Origin of the sequence: Halobacillus sp. A1-3 (genome assembly GCF_050971765.1) — a bacterium.
GTDB lineage: Bacteria > Bacillota > Bacilli > Bacillales > Halobacillaceae > Halobacillus > Halobacillus mangrovi_B.
Window position 1 is genome coordinate 106,099 of record NZ_JBPCEO010000010.1, and the last position, 23,166, is coordinate 129,264.

23 protein-coding genes and 2 other annotated features are annotated in these 23,166 nt (G+C 41.8%); of the genes, 20 read left to right on the forward strand and 3 right to left on the reverse strand.

Going from position 1 to position 23,166, the window contains the following annotated elements:
* Positions 1–240 precede the first annotated feature (240 nt).
* The 6 genes from thrS to ACRYKC_RS17170 all read left to right on the forward strand — a co-directional run bounded on the left by thrS (position 241) and on the right by ACRYKC_RS17170 (position 4,769).
* Positions 241–2,193 carry a threonine--tRNA ligase gene (thrS, locus tag ACRYKC_RS17145; protein WP_433808557.1) on the forward strand — a complete coding sequence of 651 codons (1,953 nt, stop codon included), beginning with the start codon at positions 241–243 and terminating at the stop codon, positions 2,191–2,193.
* A 273-nt stretch (positions 2,194–2,466) separates the two neighbouring features.
* Positions 2,467–2,591 (forward strand) — a sequence feature (ribosomal protein L20 leader region).
* A 78-nt stretch (positions 2,592–2,669) separates the two neighbouring features.
* Positions 2,670–3,173 (forward strand): translation initiation factor IF-3, encoded by a 504-nt coding sequence (gene infC, locus ACRYKC_RS17150; RefSeq protein WP_079479459.1) that lies wholly within the window; start codon positions 2,670–2,672, stop codon positions 3,171–3,173.
* 32 nt (positions 3,174–3,205) lie between these two features.
* A complete protein-coding gene (rpmI, locus tag ACRYKC_RS17155; protein WP_035509568.1) occupies positions 3,206–3,403 on the forward strand; it encodes a 50S ribosomal protein L35 in 198 nt (65 codons plus the stop codon).
* Between the two features lie 30 nt (positions 3,404–3,433).
* Positions 3,434–3,790 (forward strand): 50S ribosomal protein L20, encoded by a 357-nt coding sequence (gene rplT / locus ACRYKC_RS17160; RefSeq protein WP_433808560.1) that lies wholly within the window; start codon positions 3,434–3,436, stop codon positions 3,788–3,790.
* Between the two features lie 83 nt (positions 3,791–3,873).
* On the forward strand, positions 3,874–4,158 hold the full coding sequence (locus ACRYKC_RS17165) for a DUF1294 domain-containing protein (protein ID WP_433808562.1): 285 nt from the start codon (positions 3,874–3,876) through the stop codon (positions 4,156–4,158).
* A gap of 38 nt (positions 4,159–4,196) precedes the next feature.
* A complete protein-coding gene (locus tag ACRYKC_RS17170) occupies positions 4,197–4,769 on the forward strand; it encodes a TVP38/TMEM64 family protein (RefSeq protein ID WP_433808564.1) in 573 nt (190 codons plus the stop codon).
* A 44-nt stretch (positions 4,770–4,813) separates the two neighbouring features.
* On the opposite strand, the gene ACRYKC_RS17175 is transcribed toward ACRYKC_RS17170, so the two are convergent.
* The gene (locus ACRYKC_RS17175; protein ID WP_433808566.1) at positions 4,814–5,221 is read right to left on the reverse strand and encodes a sigma-w pathway protein ysdB; all 408 of its coding nucleotides are present in this window, start codon (positions 5,219–5,221) and stop codon (positions 4,814–4,816) included.
* A 110-nt stretch (positions 5,222–5,331) separates the two neighbouring features.
* Between ACRYKC_RS17175 and ACRYKC_RS17180 the strand changes: the two genes are divergently transcribed.
* Positions 5,332–5,814 carry a dUTP diphosphatase gene (locus tag ACRYKC_RS17180; protein ID WP_433808568.1) on the forward strand — a complete coding sequence of 161 codons (483 nt, stop codon included), beginning with the start codon at positions 5,332–5,334 and terminating at the stop codon, positions 5,812–5,814.
* 77 nt (positions 5,815–5,891) lie between these two features.
* Positions 5,892–6,977 (forward strand): M42 family metallopeptidase, encoded by a 1,086-nt coding sequence (locus tag ACRYKC_RS17185; protein WP_433808570.1) that lies wholly within the window; start codon positions 5,892–5,894, stop codon positions 6,975–6,977.
* Between the two features lie 53 nt (positions 6,978–7,030).
* Here ACRYKC_RS17185 and sspI read toward each other — a convergent pair whose 3' ends face one another.
* Positions 7,031–7,252, reverse strand: coding sequence for a small acid-soluble spore protein SspI (sspI, locus tag ACRYKC_RS17190; RefSeq protein WP_433808572.1), 222 nt, complete (start codon positions 7,250–7,252; stop codon positions 7,031–7,033).
* A 119-nt stretch (positions 7,253–7,371) separates the two neighbouring features.
* Between sspI and ACRYKC_RS17195 the strand changes: the two genes are divergently transcribed.
* The 3 genes from ACRYKC_RS17195 (at position 7,372) to pheT (ending at position 11,916) form a co-directional block, all read left to right on the forward strand.
* A complete protein-coding gene (locus ACRYKC_RS17195; protein ID WP_433808574.1) occupies positions 7,372–8,106 on the forward strand; it encodes a TrmH family RNA methyltransferase in 735 nt (244 codons plus the stop codon).
* A 63-nt stretch (positions 8,107–8,169) separates the two neighbouring features.
* Positions 8,170–8,391, forward strand: a binding site (T-box leader).
* A gap of 47 nt (positions 8,392–8,438) precedes the next feature.
* A complete protein-coding gene (gene pheS, locus ACRYKC_RS17200) occupies positions 8,439–9,473 on the forward strand; it encodes a phenylalanine--tRNA ligase subunit alpha (RefSeq protein WP_433808576.1) in 1,035 nt (344 codons plus the stop codon).
* A 16-nt stretch (positions 9,474–9,489) separates the two neighbouring features.
* Positions 9,490–11,916 carry a phenylalanine--tRNA ligase subunit beta gene (pheT, locus tag ACRYKC_RS17205; protein ID WP_433808578.1) on the forward strand — a complete coding sequence of 809 codons (2,427 nt, stop codon included), beginning with the start codon at positions 9,490–9,492 and terminating at the stop codon, positions 11,914–11,916.
* Between the two features lie 129 nt (positions 11,917–12,045).
* On the opposite strand, the gene rnhC is transcribed toward pheT, so the two are convergent.
* Positions 12,046–12,978, reverse strand: a complete 933-nt coding sequence (gene rnhC, locus ACRYKC_RS17210) for a ribonuclease HIII (protein WP_433808580.1) — start codon at positions 12,976–12,978, stop codon at positions 12,046–12,048.
* 178 nt (positions 12,979–13,156) lie between these two features.
* Between rnhC and zapA the strand changes: the two genes are divergently transcribed.
* The 9 genes from zapA to ACRYKC_RS17255 all read left to right on the forward strand — a co-directional run bounded on the left by zapA (position 13,157) and on the right by ACRYKC_RS17255 (position 23,152).
* Positions 13,157–13,450, forward strand: a complete 294-nt coding sequence (gene zapA / locus ACRYKC_RS17215) for a cell division protein ZapA (protein WP_433808582.1) — start codon at positions 13,157–13,159, stop codon at positions 13,448–13,450.
* Positions 13,443–13,985: a CvpA family protein gene (locus ACRYKC_RS17220; protein WP_433808584.1), complete on the forward strand. Its 543-nt coding sequence runs from the start codon at positions 13,443–13,445 to the stop codon at positions 13,983–13,985. The genes zapA and ACRYKC_RS17220 overlap by 8 nt, the downstream gene beginning before the upstream one ends.
* Positions 13,986–14,219: 234 nt before the next feature.
* Complete coding sequence (gene polX, locus ACRYKC_RS17225) at positions 14,220–15,938, forward strand: DNA polymerase/3'-5' exonuclease PolX (protein ID WP_433808586.1); 1,719 nt, start codon at positions 14,220–14,222, stop codon at positions 15,936–15,938.
* Positions 15,939–15,959: 21 nt separating this feature from the next.
* Complete coding sequence (locus ACRYKC_RS17230) at positions 15,960–18,308, forward strand: endonuclease MutS2 (RefSeq protein ID WP_433808588.1); 2,349 nt, start codon at positions 15,960–15,962, stop codon at positions 18,306–18,308.
* 26 nt (positions 18,309–18,334) lie between these two features.
* Positions 18,335–18,742: a DUF350 domain-containing protein gene (locus tag ACRYKC_RS17235; RefSeq protein ID WP_433808590.1), complete on the forward strand. Its 408-nt coding sequence runs from the start codon at positions 18,335–18,337 to the stop codon at positions 18,740–18,742.
* A gap of 426 nt (positions 18,743–19,168) precedes the next feature.
* The gene (locus ACRYKC_RS17240; protein ID WP_433808592.1) at positions 19,169–20,869 is read left to right on the forward strand and encodes a long-chain-fatty-acid--CoA ligase; all 1,701 of its coding nucleotides are present in this window, start codon (positions 19,169–19,171) and stop codon (positions 20,867–20,869) included.
* A 111-nt stretch (positions 20,870–20,980) separates the two neighbouring features.
* Positions 20,981–21,571: a fatty acid metabolism transcriptional regulator FadR gene (gene fadR, locus ACRYKC_RS17245; RefSeq protein ID WP_433808594.1), complete on the forward strand. Its 591-nt coding sequence runs from the start codon at positions 20,981–20,983 to the stop codon at positions 21,569–21,571.
* A gap of 16 nt (positions 21,572–21,587) precedes the next feature.
* Entirely contained in the window at positions 21,588–22,361 is a 774-nt protein-coding gene (locus ACRYKC_RS17250) for an enoyl-CoA hydratase (RefSeq protein ID WP_433808596.1), read from the forward strand.
* Positions 22,362–22,378: 17 nt separating this feature from the next.
* A complete protein-coding gene (locus tag ACRYKC_RS17255; protein WP_085029338.1) occupies positions 22,379–23,152 on the forward strand; it encodes an electron transfer flavoprotein subunit beta/FixA family protein in 774 nt (257 codons plus the stop codon).
* The last annotated feature ends 14 nt before the right edge of the window (positions 23,153–23,166 follow it).

The following is a 23,166-nucleotide window of genomic DNA, read 5'->3' on the forward strand; positions in this document are numbered from 1 at the left end:
ACGCATGATTAGAGAGAGGAGTCATCGGCTGAAAGCTCCTTCTTGACGACTTAGCAGTTTACCACCTTTGAGCTCTACTTATGAACGATTACTAGTATTGAGTAGCGACTGGTCCGCGTTAAGGATGAACGAAGCCGCATGTAATGCGGGAATTTGGGTGGAACCACGAGTGACAACGCTCGTCCCTTAGTTTTGATGCTAAGGGACGGGCGTTTTTTAATTTTATTAGAAAAGGAGTGTATGAAAGTGGCGAATGCGATTCAAATCACATTTCCAGATGGTAATGCAAAGGAGTTTGAACAAGGCACGACTGGCGAAGAAATAGCTCATTCCATTTCACCAGGCTTGAAAAAGCAAGCTCTAGCAATCAAGCTGGATGGACAGCCTTATGATCTGAGACGTCCTATTGAAAAAGATGGAGCCATTGAAATTTTGACATATAAAAACCCAGAAGGGATCGAGGTGCTTCGTCATTCAACAGCTCACTTGATGGCCCAGGCAATTAAACGCCTTTATGGCGAAGTGAAACTTGGTGTTGGCCCTGTTATTGAAAATGGTTTTTATTATGACATTGATATGGAAGAGTCTCTGACTCCAGAAGACTTGCCGAAAATTGAAAAAGAAATGCAAAAAATCGTCGATGAAAATCATGAAATCGAGCGTATTGAATTATCTCGTGAAGAAGCGAAAGAGAAATTCCGTGAAATCGGAGATGATTTGAAGCTTGAGCTTATTGATGATATTCCTGAAGGGGAACAAGTGACAATCTACAAGCAAGGTGAATTTTTCGATCTTTGCCGTGGTGTACACGTTCCACAAACTAGCAAAATCAAAGTGTTCAAGTTGTTGAGTATTTCCGGTGCCTACTGGCGCGGTAACAGCGACAACAAAATGCTTCAACGAATTTACGGTACAGCTTTTGAGAAGAAGGCCGGATTAGAAGAGTACCTACATCTTCTAGAAGAAGCCAAAGAGCGGGATCACCGTAAGCTAGGAAAAGAGCTGGACATTTTCACAGTAAATCAAAAAGTTGGACAAGGTCTGCCGCTATGGCTGCCGAAGGGCGCGACAATCCGCCGTACAATTGAGCGGTATATCGTCGACACTGAGGAGCGGCTTGGATACGATCACGTTTATACACCTGTGCTAGGAAGCGTAGACCTTTACAAGACAAGTGGACACTGGGACCACTATCAAGATGACATGTTCCCGACAATGGAAATGGACAATGAGGATCTTGTGCTTCGTCCAATGAACTGCCCGCACCACATGATGGTTTACAAAAATCAACTGCATAGCTACCGCAACCTGCCAGTACGTATTGCTGAGTTAGGTACGATGCACCGCCATGAAATGTCCGGAGCGCTTGCAGGACTTCAGCGTGTACGTGCCATGACATTGAATGATGCCCACATTTTTGCACGCCCGGACCAACTGAAAGATGAGTTCAAACGAGTAGTCCGTCTAGTTCAAGAGGTCTACCATGATTTCGGGATCAACGATTATTATTTCCGTCTTTCCTATCGTGATCCAGAAGACAAAGAGAAGTATGTAGATAACGATGATATGTGGAACAAAGCTCAAGCTATGCTGAAAGAGACAATGGAAGATATGGAGCTTGAATATGTGGAAGCGGAAGGCGAAGCGGCCTTCTACGGTCCGAAGCTCGATGTCCAAGTCAAAACAGCCCTAGGAAAAGACGAGACTCTTTCCACTGTCCAATTGGACTTCCACTTACCGGAACGCTTTGACCTGACTTATGTCGGTGAAGACGGGAATGACCATCGTCCGGTGGTTATCCACCGTGGAGTCGTTTCAACAATGGAACGCTTTGTAGCATTCCTTATTGAAGAGTACAAAGGAGCCTTCCCGACTTGGCTCGCCCCGGTTCAGGCAAAAATTATCCCTGTCTCCGCAGATGCCCACTTAGATTACGCTAAAAAGCTTGAAGACGAACTTCGTCAAGCTGGCGTACGCGTTGAGCTGGATGAGCGTAATGAGAAAATCGGATACAAGATCCGTGAAGCTCAAATGCAAAAAGTACCTTTCCAGCTTGTAGTCGGAGATCGCGAAATCGAGGATCACGGCGTTAACGTACGACGCTATGGCGAACAGGATTCGGAAACGAAGTCAGTGGAGAAATTCATTGAAGAAATCCGTAATGAAATTGATCAAAAGCTATTAAGAAAATAAGTAAGAATTGGCGCGGGAGATTGTTCTCGCGCCATTTTTATATTTGCTGGCTTTGGCTTGGTGCAAGGTGGCGCACCAGTTAATCAATCACGTACCATACTGATGAACCGATCTCCAAAAATCAAAGGAGGAAGAAGTTGTCTCTGAAAATCTCTTGAAATTCCCGCTTTAATCCCTTATCCTTTTAAAAGTAGTCTTCGATATGGTCAATTGATTGTTGACAGGAATCATAAGGCATGCTACTATATATTAGGTAACTGAATGAACGGATCTAGAGACAAGTAGAAGCACCCGCTTCTCACCTGATCGACGCAAAAAGCAGTTGGCAGGTCATAAATCCTTTTTAAACGATGGGATACGTGTGGGTGCAGTATGTGTACCGACACTTTTTTAATGTTTAAAAATCTTGTCGATGACAGATCTCTATAAGGTTTTCTAAAATACGATGGAGGTGGCTCAATATTAGCAAGGATAACATGAACGTTAATGAAAAAATCCGTGCCCGCGAAGTTCGTCTAATCGATGTAAATGGGGAGCAACTTGGTATCAAATCCCGTAATGAAGCACTTGATATTGCAGCGAATGCAAATCTTGACCTCGTTATGGTGGCGCCAAATGCTAAGCCTCCAGTCTGCCGAGTGATGGACTACGGTAAATACCGTTTCGAGCAGCAGAAGAAAGAAAAAGAAGCTCGCAAGAAACAAACGGTCATTAAGGTTAAAGAAGTTCGTCTAAGTCCGAACATTGAAGAGCATGACTTCAATACGAAGCTGCGTAATGCTCGCAAGTTCTTGTCTAAAGGCGATAAAGTGAAAGCATCAGTCCGTTTCCGCGGTCGTGCGATCACTCACAAAGAACTAGGGCAGGAAGTTCTTGAGCGTATGGCTGAAGAATGTAAAGACATCGCCCAAATTGAGACCAAGCCTAAAATGGAAGGTCGCAGTATGTTCTTAATGCTTGCTCCTCTTGCCGAGAAGTAAGTCTCTGAACCAAGTAAAAGGAGGAAATTCACATGCCAAAAATGAAAACCCATAAAGGTTCTCAAAAACGCTTCAAAAAGACTGGAACAGGTAAGGTGAAACGTTCCCACGCTTTCACAAGCCACTTGTTCGCTAACAAATCTACAAAACAAAAGCGTAAATTGCGTAAAGATGCGCTAGTTTCTGCTGGAGACTACCGCCGCATCAAGCACATGCTTCCAAAAGACTAATCAAGAACGAAACATATAGGAGGGATTCCAATGCCACGAGTAAAAGGTGGAACAGTGACACGTAAACGTCGTAACCGTGTCCTTAAACTAGCAAAAGGTTATTATGGTTCAAAACACGCTCTATTCAAAACAGCTAAACAACAAGTAATGAAATCAGGTCAGTATGCATACCGTGACCGCCGTCAGAAAAAACGTGACTTCCGTAAACTTTGGATTGCACGTATCAACGCTGCGGCACGTATGAACGACATTTCCTACAGCCGTATGATGCACGGTCTTAAGCTAGCTGGTGTAGAAGTGAACCGTAAAATGCTAGCTGATCTTGCTGTAAATGATCAGCAAGGTTTCGCAAGCCTAGCAGAACAAGCTAAGTCAGCTCTTAAATAAGAACTGTATAAATATTTTTGAGAAAAAGTCATTTCCGATCGCCAGGAAATGACTTTTTTTACTTAGGATTTGGAGGTCGTATCTTGGAGATCGTATCGGGGTTCATCATTACATACATTCTGCTGATCAACCTATGGTTGTTTACTTTAATGGGGATGGATAAGCGCAGGTCGCGGAGAGAAAAATGGCGAATCAAGGAAAAAACGCTATGGACCTTTGCTTTTCTAGGAGGAGCTTTAGGCGGATGGCTTGGGATGATCGTGTTTAGGCATAAGACAAAGCATCGCTCATTCAAGAGGGGCCTCCCTGTCCTAACTATTATGCATCTTCTTGCTTGGGGGTATCTTCTAAACCGGTTCTATCTCTGACCGCTCTGTCATAATATGTAGACAGGGAGGGGGATGGGATGGGCGAGACATCAGCAGCTGTAATAGCTTGGTTAGAACATCAGGAAGCCTGGGCACCGCTCTTATTTATAGGTATTCATTTATTACGTCCATTTTTATTTTTGCCTGTCATGCTTGTATGCATTACAGGTGGTGTATTGTTTGGACCAATTGCAGGTACGGCGTATTCTGTAATCGGGACGATGCTTTCTAGTTTATTGTTCTATCGAACCATTCGATTAGTACCTTCAGGTTTGAAGAGGCTGCGGTCTCTAAAAGAAAAGTGGATGAAAAAGAATGCAACATTGACCGTTAAGCAAGTAGCCGTTTTACGTTTGATTCCATTCATCCATTTTCATCTGCTGTCTTATTGTCTGATTGAAATCAGTGCAGATTTTAAAGATTACACGAAGTCTTCATTGTTTGCTAATTTTCCTTTAGCTGTTATTTACACCTCTCTCGGGCAGTGGATCACGTTATTATCGATTCCATTAATGGTCTTGTTTTCTTCACTGCTCATCGCTTTATGCTTCTTTATTCGTAAAAAATATGAAGTATTTCTTTGGAGAGATTTTTTTCAAACAAGCGCTTAAAGCTAAAGCTACCTTTTGAGGATCAATCCTTGTAAGGTAGCTTTTTAATCATGCTGTTCATCTTTTAAAGGATGAATGATCAGCCTGTTGACGGGATATTTCCATTCAATCGAAGCATATGGATAACGAATCAGAATCTCCTGCTCAAGGAAATAGAGATCTTCTCTTGTAAGTCCTTGCAGCTTTTCAGGTGTGTGGGCGCTTACGCTGATGTTTACAACTTCAAATGAATGATCGGTGGTCCCTAAGTATTTTTCTCCTTCGAATACTAGTCCTTTATAGGTCATGAGAAAATTCTGTTTCGTATTTTCTTTGTTGTCGTGGAAATAAAATTCTTTTTTATCACGGGCAAGGTCAAGTTTTCTTCTGGGATTAATGATGAATTTGTAGGCCGTATATAAGATAAAAGCGATCGCAATTAACAATAATAAGCGAAACAAAATGATTATCATAGGATCGTCTCCCTGCATATGGCTTGATAATTTACATACGTGTGAGAGTGTCTTTACGTTTCAAAAAATGATACATTTATGATGAAAAATTTATTAAAGGAGATATTACTGTGAATTGGGAAAAGCTCTATCAAATGCAAAAAACACTAGATCAATACATTGAGGAAAATCACCAATTAACGGATGTGAACGTCGTTGACGAAAAAATCTTGGCCCTGCTTGTTGAACTGGGAGAGCTTGCTAATGAAACGCGCTGCTTCAAATTCTGGAGTACAAAATCAGCTAGCGAAAAACACGTGATCCTTGAAGAATATGTAGACGGCCTGCATTTCTTACTTTCATTGGGGCTTGATCTCGGCTATCGATATTCTCCGCAAACTGTTCATCCCTGCAATACAAAAACTGAGGCTTTTCTCAAAGTGTACAGTCACATTGAGCAGCTTCGGAATGCAACAAATGAAGCAACCTATTCAAATGCTTTTCATAGTTATTTAAAATTAGGAGAAACGCTGGGACTTAAGGAAGAAGAACTGATGGATGCTTATCACTCCAAAAATATCGTGAATTATGAACGACAAGACAAGGGGTATTAATCGTACCTCTACCTTTGTGAAATCGCTTCAAAAGTTATATAATAGCAGGTGGAGATAAAAAGGAGGAAATGATACATATGGCGAAAAAAGATGAAACTCTGATGATGTTGAAAGATCTTACAGACGCTAAAGGCGTACCAGGTAATGAAAAAGAAGCAAGAGAAGTCATGAAGCAGTACATTTCACCTTATGCGGAGGAAGTATTTACTGATAACCTTGGCAGCTTAATCGCCAAGAAAACAGGAAACAAAAAAGGACCGAGCATTATGGTTGCCGGTCACCTTGATGAAGTTGGTTTTATGGTAACTCGTATTGACGATCACGGTTATCTATACTTCCAGCCTGTTGGTGGATGGTGGAGTCAGGTTATGCTTGCCCAGCGAGTGACGATTATGACTCGTAGTGGTGATATAACAGGAATCATTGGCTCGAAGCCGCCTCATATTCTGCCGCCTGACCAACGTAAGAAAGCAGTAGAAATTAAAGACATGTTTATTGATATCGGTGCTTCCAGCAGAGAAGAAGCAGAAGAGTTCGGGGTTAAGCCTGGGGATTCGGTCGTACCGTATTTTGAGTTCACACAAATGAAAAACGAGAAAATGCTTCTTGCTAAAGCATGGGATAACCGCATTGGTTGTGCGATTGCCATTGAAGTGCTGAAGCGCTTAAAAGGGGAAAAACACCCGAACATTGTTTATGGTGTAGGGACAGTTCAGGAAGAAGTTGGGCTTCGCGGAGCACGTACTTCTGCCAACCTAATTAACCCGGATATCGCCTTTGGTGTCGACGTCGGAATTGCTGGCGACACTCCAGGTGTGTCAGACAAAGATGCTTCAAGCAAGATGGGTAAAGGTCCGCAGATCATTCTTTATGACGCGTCCATGGTGTCTCATAAAGGCTTGCGTGATTTTGTAACGGATACAGCAGAAGAAAATGACATCCCGTATCAATTCGATTCCCTTGCTGGAGGCGGAACAGACTCAGGTTCCATTCATTTGAGTCATGACGGGGTACCAGCACTGTCCATTACGATTGCGACCCGTTATATCCACTCTCATGCAGCGATGCTTCATCGTGATGATTTCGAAAATGCAGTGAACTTGATTGTTGCATGTATCAAAGACCTTGATGCAGATAAAGTACAGAAGATCACTTTTCAGTAAAAAATAAAAAAGCCATCTCGCATGTAGTGCGGGTTGGCTTTTTTACTTATCCGTTATTGAGCATTCTGTTGTTTTAGGCTTTGCTCAAGAGTGTTTAAAATCTCTTGATGTTCTTGCTCATCAGAATTTTCCCATAGTAATTCAAAAAATACTCCTAATCCAGGAAGCATTTTTTCTTCACCTTTTTGCAAGGCATCATCAATAGTAGCTTCTAATTGCTGAGCATTATGACCGCTTACGTTGGAAAGAATCGCGTTTCTAAGGTTTAAATTCATTTCAGATGTCCTCCTTTACATTTAGGTCAACTCATAAAAATTTTCACACTTAGTTTGACCAATGGGCAGAAAGCTATGTATGATAAGTGAGAAATCAACCAAATAGAAGAGGGACGAGTATGTTAACTTCATTACAAAATCAAAAAGTAAAAGAATGGAAAAAATTACATAAAAGAAAACATCGAAACCTGAACCGCCGCTTTTTAGTAGAAGGGCACCATTTAGTCGAAGAAGTCATAAAAAGCAATTGGGATATTCAGGAGTTTATCGTTCAAGAAGGCGTTGAATTCCCATTGCCAGACAAGATCCCAACCACAGAAGTAAGCCGGCAAGTCTTTGCAGCAATCTCAGAAACAGAAACTCCACAAGGGATCGCAGCTGTAGTAGAACAAAAACAATTTACATTCACTCAAGCTCCTTTAACCCTGATGATTGATGCTGTCCAGGATCCAGGCAATCTCGGTACATTGATTCGTACAGCCGATGCCGCTGGTTTTGACCAGATCATTCTTGGTGAAGGAACCGTTGATCCATATAATGATAAAGTGGTACGCGCTACACAAGGGTCTTTATTTCACACACCCTTTATTCAAGGAGATCTTGCAGCCTTTATCTCTGAGTTGAAAAATGAAGGAGTTGAGGTCTGGGCTTCCACTTTGGATGACTCCGTGTCATTCAAACAACTGAATTCACCTGAAAAAGCAGCCCTTATCGTGGGAAATGAAGGGCAAGGAATTCAAGAGGAGATCACTGGTTTAGCTGATAAACGAGTTCACATCCCCATCTACGGCCAGGCAGAATCCTTGAACGTTGCTATTGCAGCTGCTGTTCTGATGTATCACATGAAAGGATAGGCTTGCATTCTCCTTATTCTTTCTCTATAATTTAAAAATAGTGATAAAAACTTTTTATACATGAAAAAAGCTTGGATAGAGCTAAGTAGATAATTGTAAATCGATCAAGGGAAGAAGCATCTTAGACTGGAAATGTTTCTATCGTGGCAGTTATTGAATATTCACTCTGGAGCTGATCACAACGGTGATCCGGATTTATTTCCGTTATTAAAACTGAAGTGGGCATACGTATGTATGTCAACAAGGGTGGTACCGCGAAACAACCAGACAAGTCTCGTCCCTTTTTAGGGATGGGGCTTTTTTTATTTTCAATTAAAAGGAGGAGTCTTTCCATGAAGGAACGTTTAGAGCAGCTGAAACAAGAAGCGCTGCAAAAAGTGGAGCAAGCGAATGATGTGCAAGGCTTAAAAGATGTTCGCGTTGAATATTTAGGGAAAAAAGGACCCATTACAGAAGTATTGAAAGGAATGGGCAAGTTATCCAAGGAAGAACGCCCGGTTATCGGCCAACTGGCAAATGAAGTCAGAGAACAAGTTGCTGAAGCGATTGAATCCAAGCAGACACGTCTGGAGGATGAAGCGCTAGAGAAGCAGTTGGAAGAAGAGAGTGTCGATGTAACACTTCCCGGCCGTCCTGTTCAAGTCGGAGGCCCGCATCTTCTGACAAGCATTGTGGAAGAAATCGAAGATCTTTTCATCGGAATGGGCTTCGAAATCAAAGAAGGTCCAGAAGTTGAAACAGATTACTACAATTTTGAAGCGCTGAACCTTCCGAAAGGCCACCCAGCGCGTGATATGCAAGACTCTTTCTATATTACAGAAGAACTTCTTCTGCGTACCCATACATCCCCTGTTCAGGCCAGAACAATGAATGCTAAAAATGGTAGCGAGCCCGTAAAAATGATTTGTCCTGGGAAAGTGTATCGCAGGGACACCGATGATGCGACACACTCTCACCAGTTCACGCAAATCGAGGGATTGTTGGTTGATAAGCATGTTCGAATGAGTGATCTGAAAGGGGTTCTAAATGCTTTTGCTAAGCAAATGTTTGGAGAAGAAAGGAAGATCCGTCTTCGTCCAAGTTTCTTCCCATTCACTGAACCTTCCGTAGAGATGGATATTTCCTGTAAGGTCTGCGGTGGAGAAGGCTGCTCTGTATGTAAAGGTACAGGCTGGATTGAAATTCTAGGCGCAGGTATGGTGCATCCGAACGTGTTGGAAATGGCCGGATATGATCCAAAAGAATATTCTGGCTTTGCCTTCGGAATGGGTCCAGAGCGTATTGCGATGTTGAAGTATGGTGTAGATGATATCCGTAACTTCTACACAAACGATATCCGATTCTTAGAACAGTATCATAAGGCGTAAAGGAGGATAAAAACCTATGCTCGTATCTTTAAATTGGTTACAACAATATATTGACGTAAGCGAATATACACCGGAAGAGTTAGCAGAAATCATTACAAAAACAGGAATTGAAGTAGAAAGTGTTGAACCTGTTGCTGAAAAAGTGACAGGTGTCGTTGTGGGCTATGTAAAATCCTGTGAACAACACCCAAACGCAGATAAATTATCTCTTTGCCAAGTAGATGTAGGAGAAGAAACATTACAGATTGTATGTGGAGCTCCGAACATAGCTCAGGGACAAAAAGTTGCTGTAGCTACACCTGGGGCTGTTCTTCCGGGGAACTTTAAAATTAAGAAAACTAAACTGCGCGGAGAAGAATCGAATGGAATGATCTGCTCTCTTCAAGAACTAGGAGTAGATGAAAAAGATGTGCCGAAAGAATATGCAGATGGCATTTACGTTTTCCCTGAGGATGTTGAAACTGGAGCAGATGCCATCTCTCTTCTTAACTTAGATGACATCATCATTGAACTTGGTCTTACACCAAACCGTGCGGACGCAATGAGTATGGCTGGTGTCGCTTATGAAGTAGCGGCAGCCATTGATGGTAAATATGAGTTAGCAGAAGAGAAGGTTCCTTCAGCAGAAGAAAAGGCTGAAGACGCGATAGCTGTGGAAGTTGTGGATCCTGAAGCAAACCCTTATTATGGAGCTTTTGTAATTAAAGACATTGAAGTCGGTCCTTCACCACTTTGGATGCAGAACCGTCTTACAGCTGCTGGCATTCGACCGATTAATAATGTTGTTGATATTACTAACTATGTGCTCATGGAATATGGGCAGCCGCTGCACGCTTTTGACTATGACCGATTTGGAAGCAATAAAGTTGTAACTCGACGTGCCAAAGATGGAGAAACAATAAAAACTCTGGATGATCAGGAGCGGACGCTTACTTCAGAACATTTAGTTATTACAAATGGTGAACAACCTCATGCCATTGCTGGTGTCATGGGGGGAGCAGAGTCCGAAGTTCAGGATGATACGAAGAACATTATTCTAGAAGCGGCCTTTTTCAATCCTGCTGTTGTGCGTCAATCCTCCAAAGATCATGGCTTGCGAAGTGAATCAAGTACTCGCTTTGAAAAAGGCATCGATCCTAATCGAGTGGAACGTGCTGGGAAGCGTGCCAGTGAATTGCTTGCCAAATATGCAAATGGCACAGTATTAGAGGGTGTTGTAAGCTTCGATAAATTGAATCGTTCAGAAAAGCAAGTAACGATTGAAACAGGGGTCATCAACGATCGCTTAGGAACGGATATTTCTAACGAAGAAATTAAAGATATTCTACGCCGACTCCAGTTTTCCTATAAAGAAAAAGGAGAGAAGTTCACGGTCAGCGTACCGACTCGCCGTGGAGATATTGAACTTTTTGAAGACATGCTTGAAGAAGTTGCCCGCATTTACGGGTACGATAACCTTCCATTCACATTACCTGGGGGAGCCTCTCAAGCAGGTGGTTTATCATTAAACCAGCAGTTGAAGCGTAAAATGAAAGCTTATTTTGAAGGCGCTGGACTACATGAGACAATCACTTATTCTCTAACCCATGAATCAAAAGCGCCTATGCTTGTTAGTCCAGAAATAGAACGTCAGGCAAAGTCCCCAGTAGGGCTGGCTATGCCGATGAGTGAAGATCACAGCCACCTTCGTCTTAGCTTACTACCGGAATTGCTGACATCTCTTTCTTACAATGTTGCTCGCAAACAAACGGACCTCGCTTATTATGAAGTAGGAACAGTCTTTGTCAGTCAAGAAGAAGAGGTGACAACTCAGCCCAGGGAAATTTTGCGCGCTTCTGGAGCTTTAACAGGAACATGGCTCGCTCATTTGTGGCAGCAAGAGAAGAAAAATGTCGACTTCTTTGTCGTTAAAGGGATTGTAGAAGGGCTGAGCGATCAGCTTGATATATCCTTCACTTACGAAAAAGCAAAGCTTCCACAAATGCATCCAGGTAGAACAGCCATTGTTAAAGCCGGAGGAAAAGAAATCGGCTTTATCGGCCAAGTGCATCCGAAGCTTCAAAAAGAATTAGGTCTCAAAGAAACCTACGTATTTGATTTGAACGCAGAAGAATTGTTCAGCCAATATACTAAGGAAGAGGCGTTCCAGGCGATTCCGCGTTTCCCTTCTGTTTCCCGTGATGTCGCCCTTGTTGTAGACGAATCCATTTCAGCGGGGGCTATTGCTTCTACGATTTCTGAAGCTGGCTCACCACTAGTCAAAGATGTTCAGGTCTTTGATGTTTATCAAGGCGAACATTTGCCAGAAGGTAAAAAGTCTCTTGCCTTCAACCTTCTATATCTAGATCCGCAACGTACGTTGAAGGACGAAGAAGTAGAAGAGGCGCATGATAAAATTTTAACTGCCGTTAAGGACCAGCATGAAGCTGAACTGCGCGGATAAATGAAAAGGATGCTCCGATTTAATCGGAGCATCCTTTTTTATAGATGAAACAGTTATATTTAAGTATTCTTATTTTATAATACGAGCGAATATTTAAAGATGGCTGAGTTTTTAAAAATCATCTCAAATTCAACGGACAAGAGCTTTAGCTTTTTTCGTATTCGCAAAATGAACTTTCGCAAGTTCTTCAAGCTTTTCTTCTCCGTACGCTTTGATGATTTCGGCGGCAGCTTGATCGACTTTTCCAGAGGCTCCTTTAGGAATAGGAAGCCCTGTATCAAATTCCATCTGATTCATCGCTTTAACAAAAGCTGAGCGGGCGATAATAGAACCTGCAGCGACAGCAATCGAATAACTTTCTGCTTTCGTCATAAAGTAAACATTTTCTTGAAGCTTTAACTTTTCACTTCTCAGGTGCTTCTGGTAAACCTCGGGCTGAGAGAATTGGTCGATTAAAATGCCTTCTGGCCTTTCTGGAGAAATTTTTTCCAAGAGACGGTCAAGCGCTTGATGGTGCAGAAGCGTTTTTATCTTCCCTTGAGACCATCCTTTTCTTTGCCATTGATTATACTTTTTATTATTCAATCGTAATAGACTGTACGGAATTTTTAATGCGACTATATCTTTTGCAAGCTCCGTTATTTGGGAGTCGGAAAGGTTTTTAGAGTCTCTTACCCCTAAGGATTTCAGGACGGGGATTTGGTCTTCAGTTACGTAAGCGGCTGCTACAGTGATCGGGCCGAAATAATCGCCTGTGCCCGCCTCATCAGATCCGATATGGGAACGGGTGAATAAAGATGAATCCGGGTGAAAGGCATGATGTTTCTTTGATTTTGCTTTTGGCTGTGATGTGGTTTGCTCTGCACTACCCCAGCGGGCCGCTTCTGCATCAGGGTTTTTACCTTGAAATAGAACTTTTCCGGACTTGTAGGCGGTAATCGTGCAGTTGTTCGTTTTTGCAGCAAAGACCGCGTTTTGCGGCGTAGCTTTCAATTGTTTATCGTAATAATCCTTCATTTGGTGGACGCGTGAAGGTGTCACTTTTAATACAACTTGTGGCATAATGGTGTCCTTTCTATTAAAAAACTAAAATATATGTAGGTTTGATGAAGTATTGATTTTCTATCCAGTATAGCAAAGTCACGGAAAAAATAGAACATTTCCTAAAAACGTCCATATTGGTTTCCTAATTGAACTCAGTCGTGTTACTATTATGTTTAGGATTGAGAAACTAGGGGGTATGGACGTGTCGCAATCAGACCAAGAGAAAAAAAGAATTACAGTGGAGATCAATAAACGTTCTTACACTATAGTTGGTCATGAAGAGCCCCATCATATCCGTATGGTATCCAGCCTTGTTGATCAGAAAATGCGTGAAATCCATGAAGCGAATCCAAGTCTGGATACAGCTAAGCTCGCTGTTTTGACCGCTGTGAACACTATGAATGAATATATAAAATTAAAAGAAGAATGCACGGAATTAATGAACTATATTGAAAAGAAAGAGGAAGAGGACGAAAAGAAAAATGATTGATTTACTGTTGCTGCTCATTTTGATAATTGGAATATTTACCGGCCTGAGACGTGGATTCATCCTTCAATTGTTCCACCTAATTGGGTTTATAGTGGCTTTCGTTGTAGCCGTAATGTATTACGACGATCTATCTCCGAAATTGACGCTTTGGGTACCTTACCCCGAACTTCCGGAAGACTCTTCCTGGGCAGTTTTTACGAACAGCTTGCCATTAGAGCAAGCCTTTTATAATGCTGTTGCTTTTGCGATCCTGTTCTTCGGAGTGAAAATCATCCTACATATCATCGCTTCTATGTTGGACTTCGTAGCTGAATTGCCGATCTTAAACTCTTTAAACAAGATCTTAGGCGGTGCCCTTGGATTTGTTGAAAACTACGTCATTTTGTTTGTGCTTTTATATATAGCTGCACTTGTTCCACTGGAAATGGTACAGAATGCATTGGATGGATCGATACTTGCTCAACTAATCATTGAACATACACCAATGTTTTCTGAGCAATTGAAGACATTATGGATCGAACATGTAGCTGGCTAGTGTGAAGTGTGGATAGTGAGATTATGAGCCGCTATGATTTCGATCATGGCGGCATTTTTATTGTCAAGAAATGATAAGCTTCTTACTTTTTAAGATGCAAGCTTACATCTAGCTTTAACACCTGGTCTTTGAGGGTCATAAGTCAATCGACTGTTATGGATATAAAAAACCATCCATTTAATCGCCTGGCTTATGCGCTTTTTCGGAATGAATAAGAATGAGGAGTCGATAAAGATGACTGTAGATAAAAAACAAGTAATCAAGTTATTAGAGAAAATTGCTGTTTATTTAGAGTTAAAAGGAGAGAATCCGTTTAAAATTTCTGCATACAGAAAAGCAGCCCAGGCTCTTGAACGAGACGATCGGTCACTGAATGAAATCGATGACTTTACAAAAATGAAGGGAATCGGAAAAGGTACGGCAACGGTGATTGACGAATTTATCGAAAATGGGGAATCTGACACATTAAAACAGCTGCAAGCTGAAGTTCCCGAAGGTCTTGTTCCTTTGCTGAACTTACCAGGCCTAGGCGGGAAAAAGCTGGCCAAACTATATCAACAGTTGGGCGTTACGGATGCCGAAAGCTTAAAGACGGCACTGGAAACTGGCAAGGTAGAAGGACTCGAAGGTTTTGGTAAAAAATCTGCCGAGAAAATGTTTAAAGCGTTAGAAGAGGCCCATACCCGGCCTGAGCGTTTACCCATTGCACTTATGCTCCCTCTGGCAGAAAAAATCGAAGGCTATTTAAGCGAAGCGAAAACCTTCACCCGATATTCCAGAGCGGGAAGTTTGAGAAGAATGAGAGAGACAATCAAAGACCTTGATTTTATCATTGCATCAGAAAACGCGTCCGCAACTAGAGATGAGCTTTTGGCGCTGCCTGACATTAAAGAAGTGATTGCTTCAGGAGAAACAAAAGTCTCTGTAGTTGTCAGTGAAGGCTATGACATCAATATTGATTTTCGCATCGTTGCCCCTAATGAGTTTGCATCGACCCTCCATCATTTCACGGGTTCAAAAGATCACAATGTAGCTATGCGACAACTGGCAAAACAACAAAATGAGAAAATCAGCGAATATGGAATTGAAAACATAGATACGGGAGAAGTCAAAACTTTTGAAACGGAAGAGGAATTCTTCAAACATTTCAATCTTCATTTTATCCCTCCAGAAGTGAGGGAAAATTACGGAGAAGTAGAAAAGTTCAAAGAGCCTGTTGATTTGGTTAATTATTCGGATATTCGCGGAGATCTCCATATGCACTCGACGTGGAGTGATGGGGCACAATCGATTAAAGAAATGGCAGAAGAAGCCAAATCACTAGGTTATGATTATATCGCTATTACGGATCACTCAAAATATTTAAGAGTGGCCAATGGTCTCAATGAGGAACGCTTACGGTTACAGCGGGCGGAAATAGATAAAATAAACAACTCTATGAATGACTTTCATATTTTTGCAGGTATCGAAATGGATATTCTGCCAGATGGAAGACTCGACTTTGATGATGATTTTCTCCAAGAGATGGACTTTGTCATCGCCTCTATCCACTCAAGCTTCAGCCAATCGGAAGAGAAAATTATGGAACGATTAATCAATGCGCTTGAAAATCCTCATGTGGATATGATTGCCCATCCAACAGGTCGTCTGATCGGTCGTAGGGAAGGATATGCTGTGAATCTTGAGCAGTTGATAGAAAAAGCTAAAGAAACAGGGACCATTCTTGAGCTGAATGCCAACCCAAATCGTCTCGACTTGAACTGGGAGTGGTTGATGAAAGCTCAGGAAGAAGGCGTGAATGTTGCCATCAACACCGATGCCCACAGTTACAGGATGCTCGACCATATGAAAATCGGTGTAGGGACAGCAAGAAAAGGATGGCTAAGAAAAGGGAATGTAATCAATACGTGGACAAAAGAACAATTAATGAAGAAATTCGGAATAAGTGAGTAGCAGTAAAAGGAGACGGACATAATGAATCAGCGAATCCTTCATGTATTAGAATATAAAAAAATAATCGATCAGCTGAGTGAGCAGGCAGCTTCCTCACTAGGTAAAGAAAAGGTGGCCGCATTAAAGCCTTCTACAGACCTTGAAGAAGTTCGCTTTTTACAAAAAGAAACAGATGAAGCTGCTCAAGTGCTTCGATTAAAAGGCCATGTTCCTCTTGGTGGAATATTTGATATTAAACCAAGTTTGAAGCGAACCACTATAGGCGGCGTGTTAAGCGCACTTGAATGTCTTGATATCGCAAGCACGATTTATGGAGGCAGGCAGCTTCGCCGTTTTATTGAAGATATGGAAGAACCGGAAATGACTATTTTACGTGATCTTGTTTCAGGAATTGAGCCGCTTCGAGATCTTGAGAGGCAGATCCGAAGCTGTATCGACGATCATGGGGCAGTGATGGACGGTGCCTCAGATAAATTACGGACTATCCGTTCTAAAATCCGTACAAATGAAAGCCGCGTGCGGGAGAAAATGGACACATTCACGAAATCGAAGTCAAAAATGTTATCTGATGCGATTGTAACGATAAGAAACGAGAGATATGTCCTGCCAGTAAAGCAGGAATACCGCGGATCTATTGGCGGAATTGTTCACGATCAGTCTTCCTCTGGCGCCACTTTATTTATTGAACCTCAATCTGTCGTAGATTTGAATAATCAGCTGCAAGAAGCACGGGTACAGGAAAAGCATGAGATTGAGAAAATCTTGAAAGAGCTATCTGAAGCGATTGCTGAAGACCAGCCGCTGTTATATGACAATGTTGGAATTCTTGGGCATGTGGATTTCATGTTTGCTCGGGCTAAATTAGGAAAACTGATGAAAGCGTCTATGCCTGAGATGAATGATGAAGGCCGTATAAAAATGCGTCAGGCGCGTCATCCGCTGATTCCTGAAGATGAAGTGGTTCCGAATGACGTTGAAATTGGCGAAGAATTTACATCCATTGTCATTACTGGACCTAATACCGGCGGTAAAACCGTCACATTGAAACTTGTAGGGTTATGTACACTCATGGCGCAGTCTGGATTGCAGATTCCAGCTATGGATGGTTGTGAACTGGCTGTCTTCCAAGAGGTTTATGCAGATATTGGAGATGAACAGTCCATTGAGCAAAGCCTATCCACCTTTTCTTCTCACATGACAAACATTGTAAACATTTTAAAGCATGTAGATGAAAAATCTTTAGTCCTTTTTGATGAACTAGGAGCAGGCACCGATCCACAGGAAGGCGCTGCTCTTGCTATGTCCATTTTAGATGAAGTTGTGCAAAGACAGGCGAGAGTAATCGCTACAACTCATTACCCTGAGCTGAAAGCGTACGGCTATAATCGAGAAGGGGTCGTAAATGCATCTGTGGAGTTCGATATTCAAACTTTGAGACCAACCTACCGATTATTGATCGGTGTACCAGGCAGAAGTAATGCTTTTGAGATTTCAAGACGGTTAGGCTTAGAGGAGACCATAATTGAATCAGCTAAACAGCAAATTGGAGTCGACTCTCGAAGTGTAGAAAATATGATTGCTTCCCTTGAAGAGTCCAAGCGGGGGGCAGAGCAGGATTACGAAAAAGCGGAACAAATTTTGCAAGAAGCAGAAGAATTGAAGAAACAGCTGGAAGAAAAGTGGAATCAATTCGAGGACAAGCGTGAGAAGCTTTATGCAAAAGCAGAGGAAAAAGCGGAAAAAGCAATCCAACAGGCAAGAGAAGAAGCGGAAGAGATTGTAAATCAAATTCGCAATATGAAATCAGAAGCGCAAATGAAGGAACACGAATGGATCGAAGCTCGGAAAATGTTTGATGAAGCAAAACCGGAGCTTGCGAAGAAAAAGAAGGAAGCGCCTGCCCCTAAACCTAATAAAGAAATGCGCGAACTGAAAGCAGGCGATGAAGTGAAACTCCTTACCTTAAATCAGAACGGAACGATTGTGGAGCAAACAGGGAAAAATGAGTACCAGGTCCAAGTCGGCGTTATGAAAGTTAAGGCAAAGCGGAAGGAACTGGAGTTCATAAAAGCGGAACAGCCATACAAAGAGAAACCGATGGCAAAAGTGAAAGGAAAGGCTTTTCACGTGAAGACAGAACTGGATTTGCGAGGAGAGCGCTATGAAGATGCCTTGAATCGATTGGAAAAATATATCGATGATGCTGTCTTGGCAGGGTACCCGAGAGTCTCTATTATTCACGGAAAAGGGACTGGAGCACTAAGGACAGCTGTTCAAAACTATGCTAAGAATCATCGGAACATATCGGATTACCGTGCGGGCGGCATGAACGAAGGCGGTAGCGGTGTCACCGTTTTAGAACTTAACTAAGTATAGAGTAAAGGGAGCGGACAGACATGGATGGTTTTTGGGAATACACTTTAGTCGAAACTGCCGCAAGATATAGTGTCGTTGTTTTATGCCTGATCGTATTTATGGCCGTTTTCGAGATCGTTACCTCCTACAATAATTGGAAAGAGATAAAACGAGGAAATTTAGCGGTAGCGATGGCGACCGGCGGAAAGATCTTCGGTATCGCTAATATTTTCCGTTTTTCCATTGAACATAATGATTCTCTTCTTCAAACAATGGGGTGGGGTATTTTTGGATTTGTTCTCTTGTTGTCCGGTTATTTTATATTTGAATTTTTAACTCCTTCCTTTAAAATTGACGAAGAAATTGAGGCCGATAACCGTGCCGTTGGATTTATCTCTTTAGTCATTTCTGTTGGCCTCTCTTATGTTATCGGAGCGAATATCATTTAAGGAGAACGTTTATGGAAACCTTAGCAAAAATATTATTAGTTGTGGCTGCGGTCTTTTTAATTGTAGGTGTCTTATTTTTTATTTTGTAAAAGAATAAGTTGGGACCAAACTGAATGACACACAATAATTCCGAACTGATTTTGCTGAAATCAGTTCGGATTTTTTGTATCAAGAAAGGGGTTCAATAGTCGCTCTGTAAAACTCTTTGATTTCTACGAGCACCGTCCAGAAAGACCGTTTACCTGCAGGATCCTTGGCTCCGCTTGTCCTGTAATCGTTTCACCTCTACATCACTTGTCTCCTATTCTCTTACTTTTTCGAACTTGTCTCAGGTGGTAATTTTCTCAAAATTATAAATTGTAATTCAAATATCCTTCCTTTATCGTTATAATAGTTATATAAGACTAAAAGGGGAGGCGTTTTGGAATGGCAACCTTTCATCGTCCTTGGCATGCACATTATCCACCAGAAGTCCCTGCTACAATCGAATACGATAAACACCCGCTGCACTATTATTTAGAAAATAGTGCAAAAAAACACGGCGAAAAGAAAGCGCTTTATTTTATGGGTAAGGAATTGTCTTACAAAGAAGTTTATGATCAGTCCAAAGCTTTAGCCAACTATTTGCAGGATTTAGGGTTGGAAAAAGGTGACAGAGTCTCTATCATGCTTCCAAATTGTCCTCAATCTGTTATTTCCTACTACGCGGTCTTACTTATTGGGGGAATTGTCGTTCAAACGAATCCTCTTTATATGGAGCGCGAATTGGAATATCAGCTTAAGGACTCTGGAGCAAAAATGATTATTTGTCTTGATATCCTTTACCCTAAGGCAGCAAACGTTAAGCCTGAAACCTCTCTTGAGCATATCATCGTAACGGGCATTAAAGATTATCTTCCGTTCCCCAAAAATAAAATCTATCCTTTTATACAAAGGCGGCAATATCAAGTACTCGTTAGACCTGAGCAATCTAGCGATACACACCTCTGGCCGCATATCCTCGATCAAAGCATGGGTGAGTTTGATCCTGTTGAAATTGATCCTGTTGAGGATCTGGCGCTACTTCAGTACACAGGAGGTACGACTGGATTTCCCAAAGGTGTTATGCTCACGCATTATAATCTTGTCGTTAATACGCAAATGTCTAAGCGTTGGTTGTATAAATCTAAGGATGGTAATGATATAGTTCTTGGAGTGTTACCGTTTTTCCATGTTTACGGAATGACTTCTGTGATGAACCTTTCCGTCATGATGGGAAGTAAAATGATTCTTATGCCTAAATTTGATGCTGAAGATGTTTTAAAGGTTATAGATAAACAAAAACCAACGTTATTCCCTGGTGCTCCTACCATCTATATTGCTTTATTGAACCATCCAAACTTAAATAAGTACGATTTATCATCGATTGAAGCTTGCCTAAGTGGCTCGGCTCCTCTTCCAGTGGAAGTACAAGAGGAGTTCGAAAAAGTGACAGGAGGAAAACTGGTAGAGGGCTATGGTCTGACTGAAACCTCTCCCGTGACCCACTCCAATCTAGTGTGGGGAAAACGGGTGAGTGGAAGTGTGGGCATTCCTTGGCCAAATACAGATGCGAAAATCGTTAATATGGATGGTGAAGGAGAAGCCGGTTTTGGAGAAATTGGTGAAATCGTTGTTAAAGGACCTCAAGTAATGAGAGGATATTGGAATCGACCAGAGGAAACGGCACAGGTGCTCAGTGATGATGGCTGGTTCCGTACAGGGGATATGGGGTATATGAATGAAGATGGATATTTCTTCGTCGTAGACCGTAAGAAAGATATGATCATTGCCGGAGGTTACAACATCTATCCAAGAGAAGTCGAAGAAGTACTTTATGAACACTCTGAGATTCAGGAAGCTGTCGTAGTTGGAATTCCTGACCCTTATCGTGGAGAAACGGTCAAAGCTTTTATTGTGAAAAAACAAGGAAGCGATATTACAGAAGATGAGTTGAATGAATACTGCAGGAAACACATGGCGGCTTTTAAAGTTCCTAGAATCTATGAATTCCGTGATGAACTTCCTAAGACAGCCGTCGGTAAAATTCTTCGCCGTACGCTCGTAGAGGAGGAAAAGAGGAAATTAGAAGAGTCAGAGAGTGTGTAATACGTAAAAAAAGATTGTTAAAGAAAAGTTGACAGAATATTTTTTGGGCTGTAATATAATAGGTGAATGACCGTTCATTCATTTTCACGATTCATAAGGCAGGAGATTTTATTGAAAAAAAACAAACCAAAGTACAAACAGATTATAGAAGCAGCGGTTGAAGTAATCGCGGAAAATGGATACCACTCCTCTCAAGTGTCTAAAATTGCAAAAAAAGCTGGAGTGGCTGATGGTACAATTTACCTTTACTTCAAAAATAAAGAAGATATCCTCGTATCACTTTTTCAAGAAAAAATGGGGCAGTTCATTGAAAAGATTGAGCAAGAAACAACTTCCAGGCAGACAGCTGAGGAGAAGCTTCTTACGTTAATAGAAACGCATTTCACCCAGCTGGCTGCTGACCATCATTTGGCGATTGTTACTCAATTGGAGCTTCGTCAATCGAATAAAGAATTGAGGCAGAAGATCAATGAAGTTCTTAAACGATATTTGAACGTTATTGATCATATCGTCGATGAGGGTGTGGAAGAAAAGTTGTTCCGTAGTGGCATGGATCGCCGTCTCGTTCGGCAAATGATTTTCGGAACGATGGATGAGACGGTGACCAATTGGGTCATGAAAGATCAGCGCTATAACATAGTAGACCAGGCGAAAGAAGTCCATAGCTTGATCGTTCACGGATTAGCCCATTCTGATAAGTAAAAAGGAGAGAGAGCCATTGTCAACGTTAACTATGCAAGTGAAAGAACATGTCGCTGAAATTACGATTGAAAGCCCCCCAGCTAATGCTCTTTCCACTCACATTTTAAAAGATTTATCTGAAGATCTGGACAGGGTGGAACAAGACCCTTCCATTAAAGCAATTTTGCTAAAAGGGGAAGGAAAGTTCTTCTCTGCGGGAGCAGATATTAAGGAGTTTACTTCTCTACAGGATGCTTCAGATTATCAAAGTCTGGCAAGCAAAGGGCAGCAACTATTCAATCGTATAGAAAATTTCCATATCCCTGTAATTGCCGCTATTCATGGAGCTGCGCTTGGAGGGGGATTGGAGCTAGCGATGGCATGTCACATCCGTTACGTTGCTGAAGATGCAAAACTTGGTCTTCCAGAACTTAATCTAGGAATTATTCCGGGCTTTGCCGGTACGCAGCGCTTACCTCGATATGTTGGTTCAGCAAAGGCGTATGAGATGATTCTGACGGGAGTTCCGATTAGTGGAGCTGAGGCCGTAACAGCTGGCTTGGCGAACAGAAGCTTTCCTTCTGAAGAACTTTTCCAGGAAGCTGTAAAGCTGGCTCATGCCATTGCATCCAAGAGCGGACCGACAATTCAGCATGTTATGAAGCTTGTTCCTTATGCGCACACGCCACAGTTTAATGAAGGGATCAATGCTGAGGCAGAAGCCTTTGGGCAAGTATTTGGCAATGAAGATGCCAAAGAAGGTATCCAAGCGTTTATCGAGAAAAGAAAACCTAATTTTAACGATCAATAGTTCAGGAGGGATTGGACATGAACATTTACGTTTTATTAAAAAGAACTTTTGACACAGAGGAGAAAATTTCAGTAAGTAATGGAAGAATTGAAGATGATGGTGCTGAGTATATCATCAATCCATACGATGAATATGCAGTGGAAGAAGCAATTAACCTTCGCGATGAGCACGGCGGTGAAGTAACAGTTGTAACCATTGGTGAAGAAGAATCTGAGAAACAATTACGCACAGCTCTTGCCATGGGAGCTGACAAAGCTGTGTTAATTAACACAGAAGATGACCTTGAAGAAGGGGACCAATTCACAACGGTTAAGATCTTAGAAGCTTTCTTCGAAGACCGTGACGTAGATATTATCTTGGGTGGAAATGTAGCTATTGACGAAGCAAGCGGACAAGTCGGACCAAGATTAGCAGAGCGTCTGAACATTCCTTGTGTAACGACGATTACAAGCATTGAAATTGATGGAGAAAATGTTCATATCGAACGCGATGTTGAAGGAGATGTCGAAAAAGTCGATACTTCCCTTCCAGTGCTTGTCACTTGTCAGCAAGGACTGAACGAACCTCGCTACCCTTCACTTCCAGGAATTATGAAAGCGAAGAAAAAGCCTTTAGATGAGCTTGAAATCGATGATTTAGATTTAGATGAAGACGATGTTGAACCAAAAACAAAAACAACAGAAATTTTCCTACCGCCTGAAAAACAAGCCGGCAAAGTGCTTGAGGGTGAAGTCGACGATCAAGTGAAAGAACTTGTTTCTTTACTTAAAACGGAAGCGAAAGTACTGTAAATAGATAAGGGAAA

Coding starts and splice junctions, on each gene's coding strand:
- ACRYKC_RS17235 (WP_433808590.1), top strand. CDS start 18,335: ATGGATGGTTTTTGGGAATACACTTTAGTCGAAACTGCCGCAAGATAT.
- zapA (WP_433808582.1), top strand. CDS start 13,157: ATGGACGTGTCGCAATCAGACCAAGAGAAAAAAAGAATTACAGTGGAG.
- sspI (WP_433808572.1), bottom strand. CDS start 7,252: ATGAATTTAAACCTTAGAAACGCGATTCTTTCCAACGTAAGCGGTCAT.
- rnhC (WP_433808580.1), bottom strand. CDS start 12,978: ATGCCACAAGTTGTATTAAAAGTGACACCTTCACGCGTCCACCAAATG.
- ACRYKC_RS17255 (WP_085029338.1), top strand. CDS start 22,379: ATGAACATTTACGTTTTATTAAAAAGAACTTTTGACACAGAGGAGAAA.
- pheT (WP_433808578.1), top strand. CDS start 9,490: ATGCTCGTATCTTTAAATTGGTTACAACAATATATTGACGTAAGCGAA.
- pheS (WP_433808576.1), top strand. CDS start 8,439: ATGAAGGAACGTTTAGAGCAGCTGAAACAAGAAGCGCTGCAAAAAGTG.
- ACRYKC_RS17175 (WP_433808566.1), bottom strand. CDS start 5,221: ATGATAATCATTTTGTTTCGCTTATTATTGTTAATTGCGATCGCTTTT.
- rpmI (WP_035509568.1), top strand. CDS start 3,206: ATGCCAAAAATGAAAACCCATAAAGGTTCTCAAAAACGCTTCAAAAAG.
- ACRYKC_RS17230 (WP_433808588.1), top strand. CDS start 15,960: ATGAATCAGCGAATCCTTCATGTATTAGAATATAAAAAAATAATCGAT.
- rplT (WP_433808560.1), top strand. CDS start 3,434: ATGCCACGAGTAAAAGGTGGAACAGTGACACGTAAACGTCGTAACCGT.
- ACRYKC_RS17240 (WP_433808592.1), top strand. CDS start 19,169: ATGGCAACCTTTCATCGTCCTTGGCATGCACATTATCCACCAGAAGTC.
- ACRYKC_RS17185 (WP_433808570.1), top strand. CDS start 5,892: ATGGCGAAAAAAGATGAAACTCTGATGATGTTGAAAGATCTTACAGAC.
- ACRYKC_RS17220 (WP_433808584.1), top strand. CDS start 13,443: ATGATTGATTTACTGTTGCTGCTCATTTTGATAATTGGAATATTTACC.
- infC (WP_079479459.1), top strand. CDS start 2,670: ATGAACGTTAATGAAAAAATCCGTGCCCGCGAAGTTCGTCTAATCGAT.
- polX (WP_433808586.1), top strand. CDS start 14,220: ATGACTGTAGATAAAAAACAAGTAATCAAGTTATTAGAGAAAATTGCT.
- ACRYKC_RS17195 (WP_433808574.1), top strand. CDS start 7,372: ATGTTAACTTCATTACAAAATCAAAAAGTAAAAGAATGGAAAAAATTA.
- thrS (WP_433808557.1), top strand. CDS start 241: ATGAAAGTGGCGAATGCGATTCAAATCACATTTCCAGATGGTAATGCA.
- ACRYKC_RS17170 (WP_433808564.1), top strand. CDS start 4,197: ATGGGCGAGACATCAGCAGCTGTAATAGCTTGGTTAGAACATCAGGAA.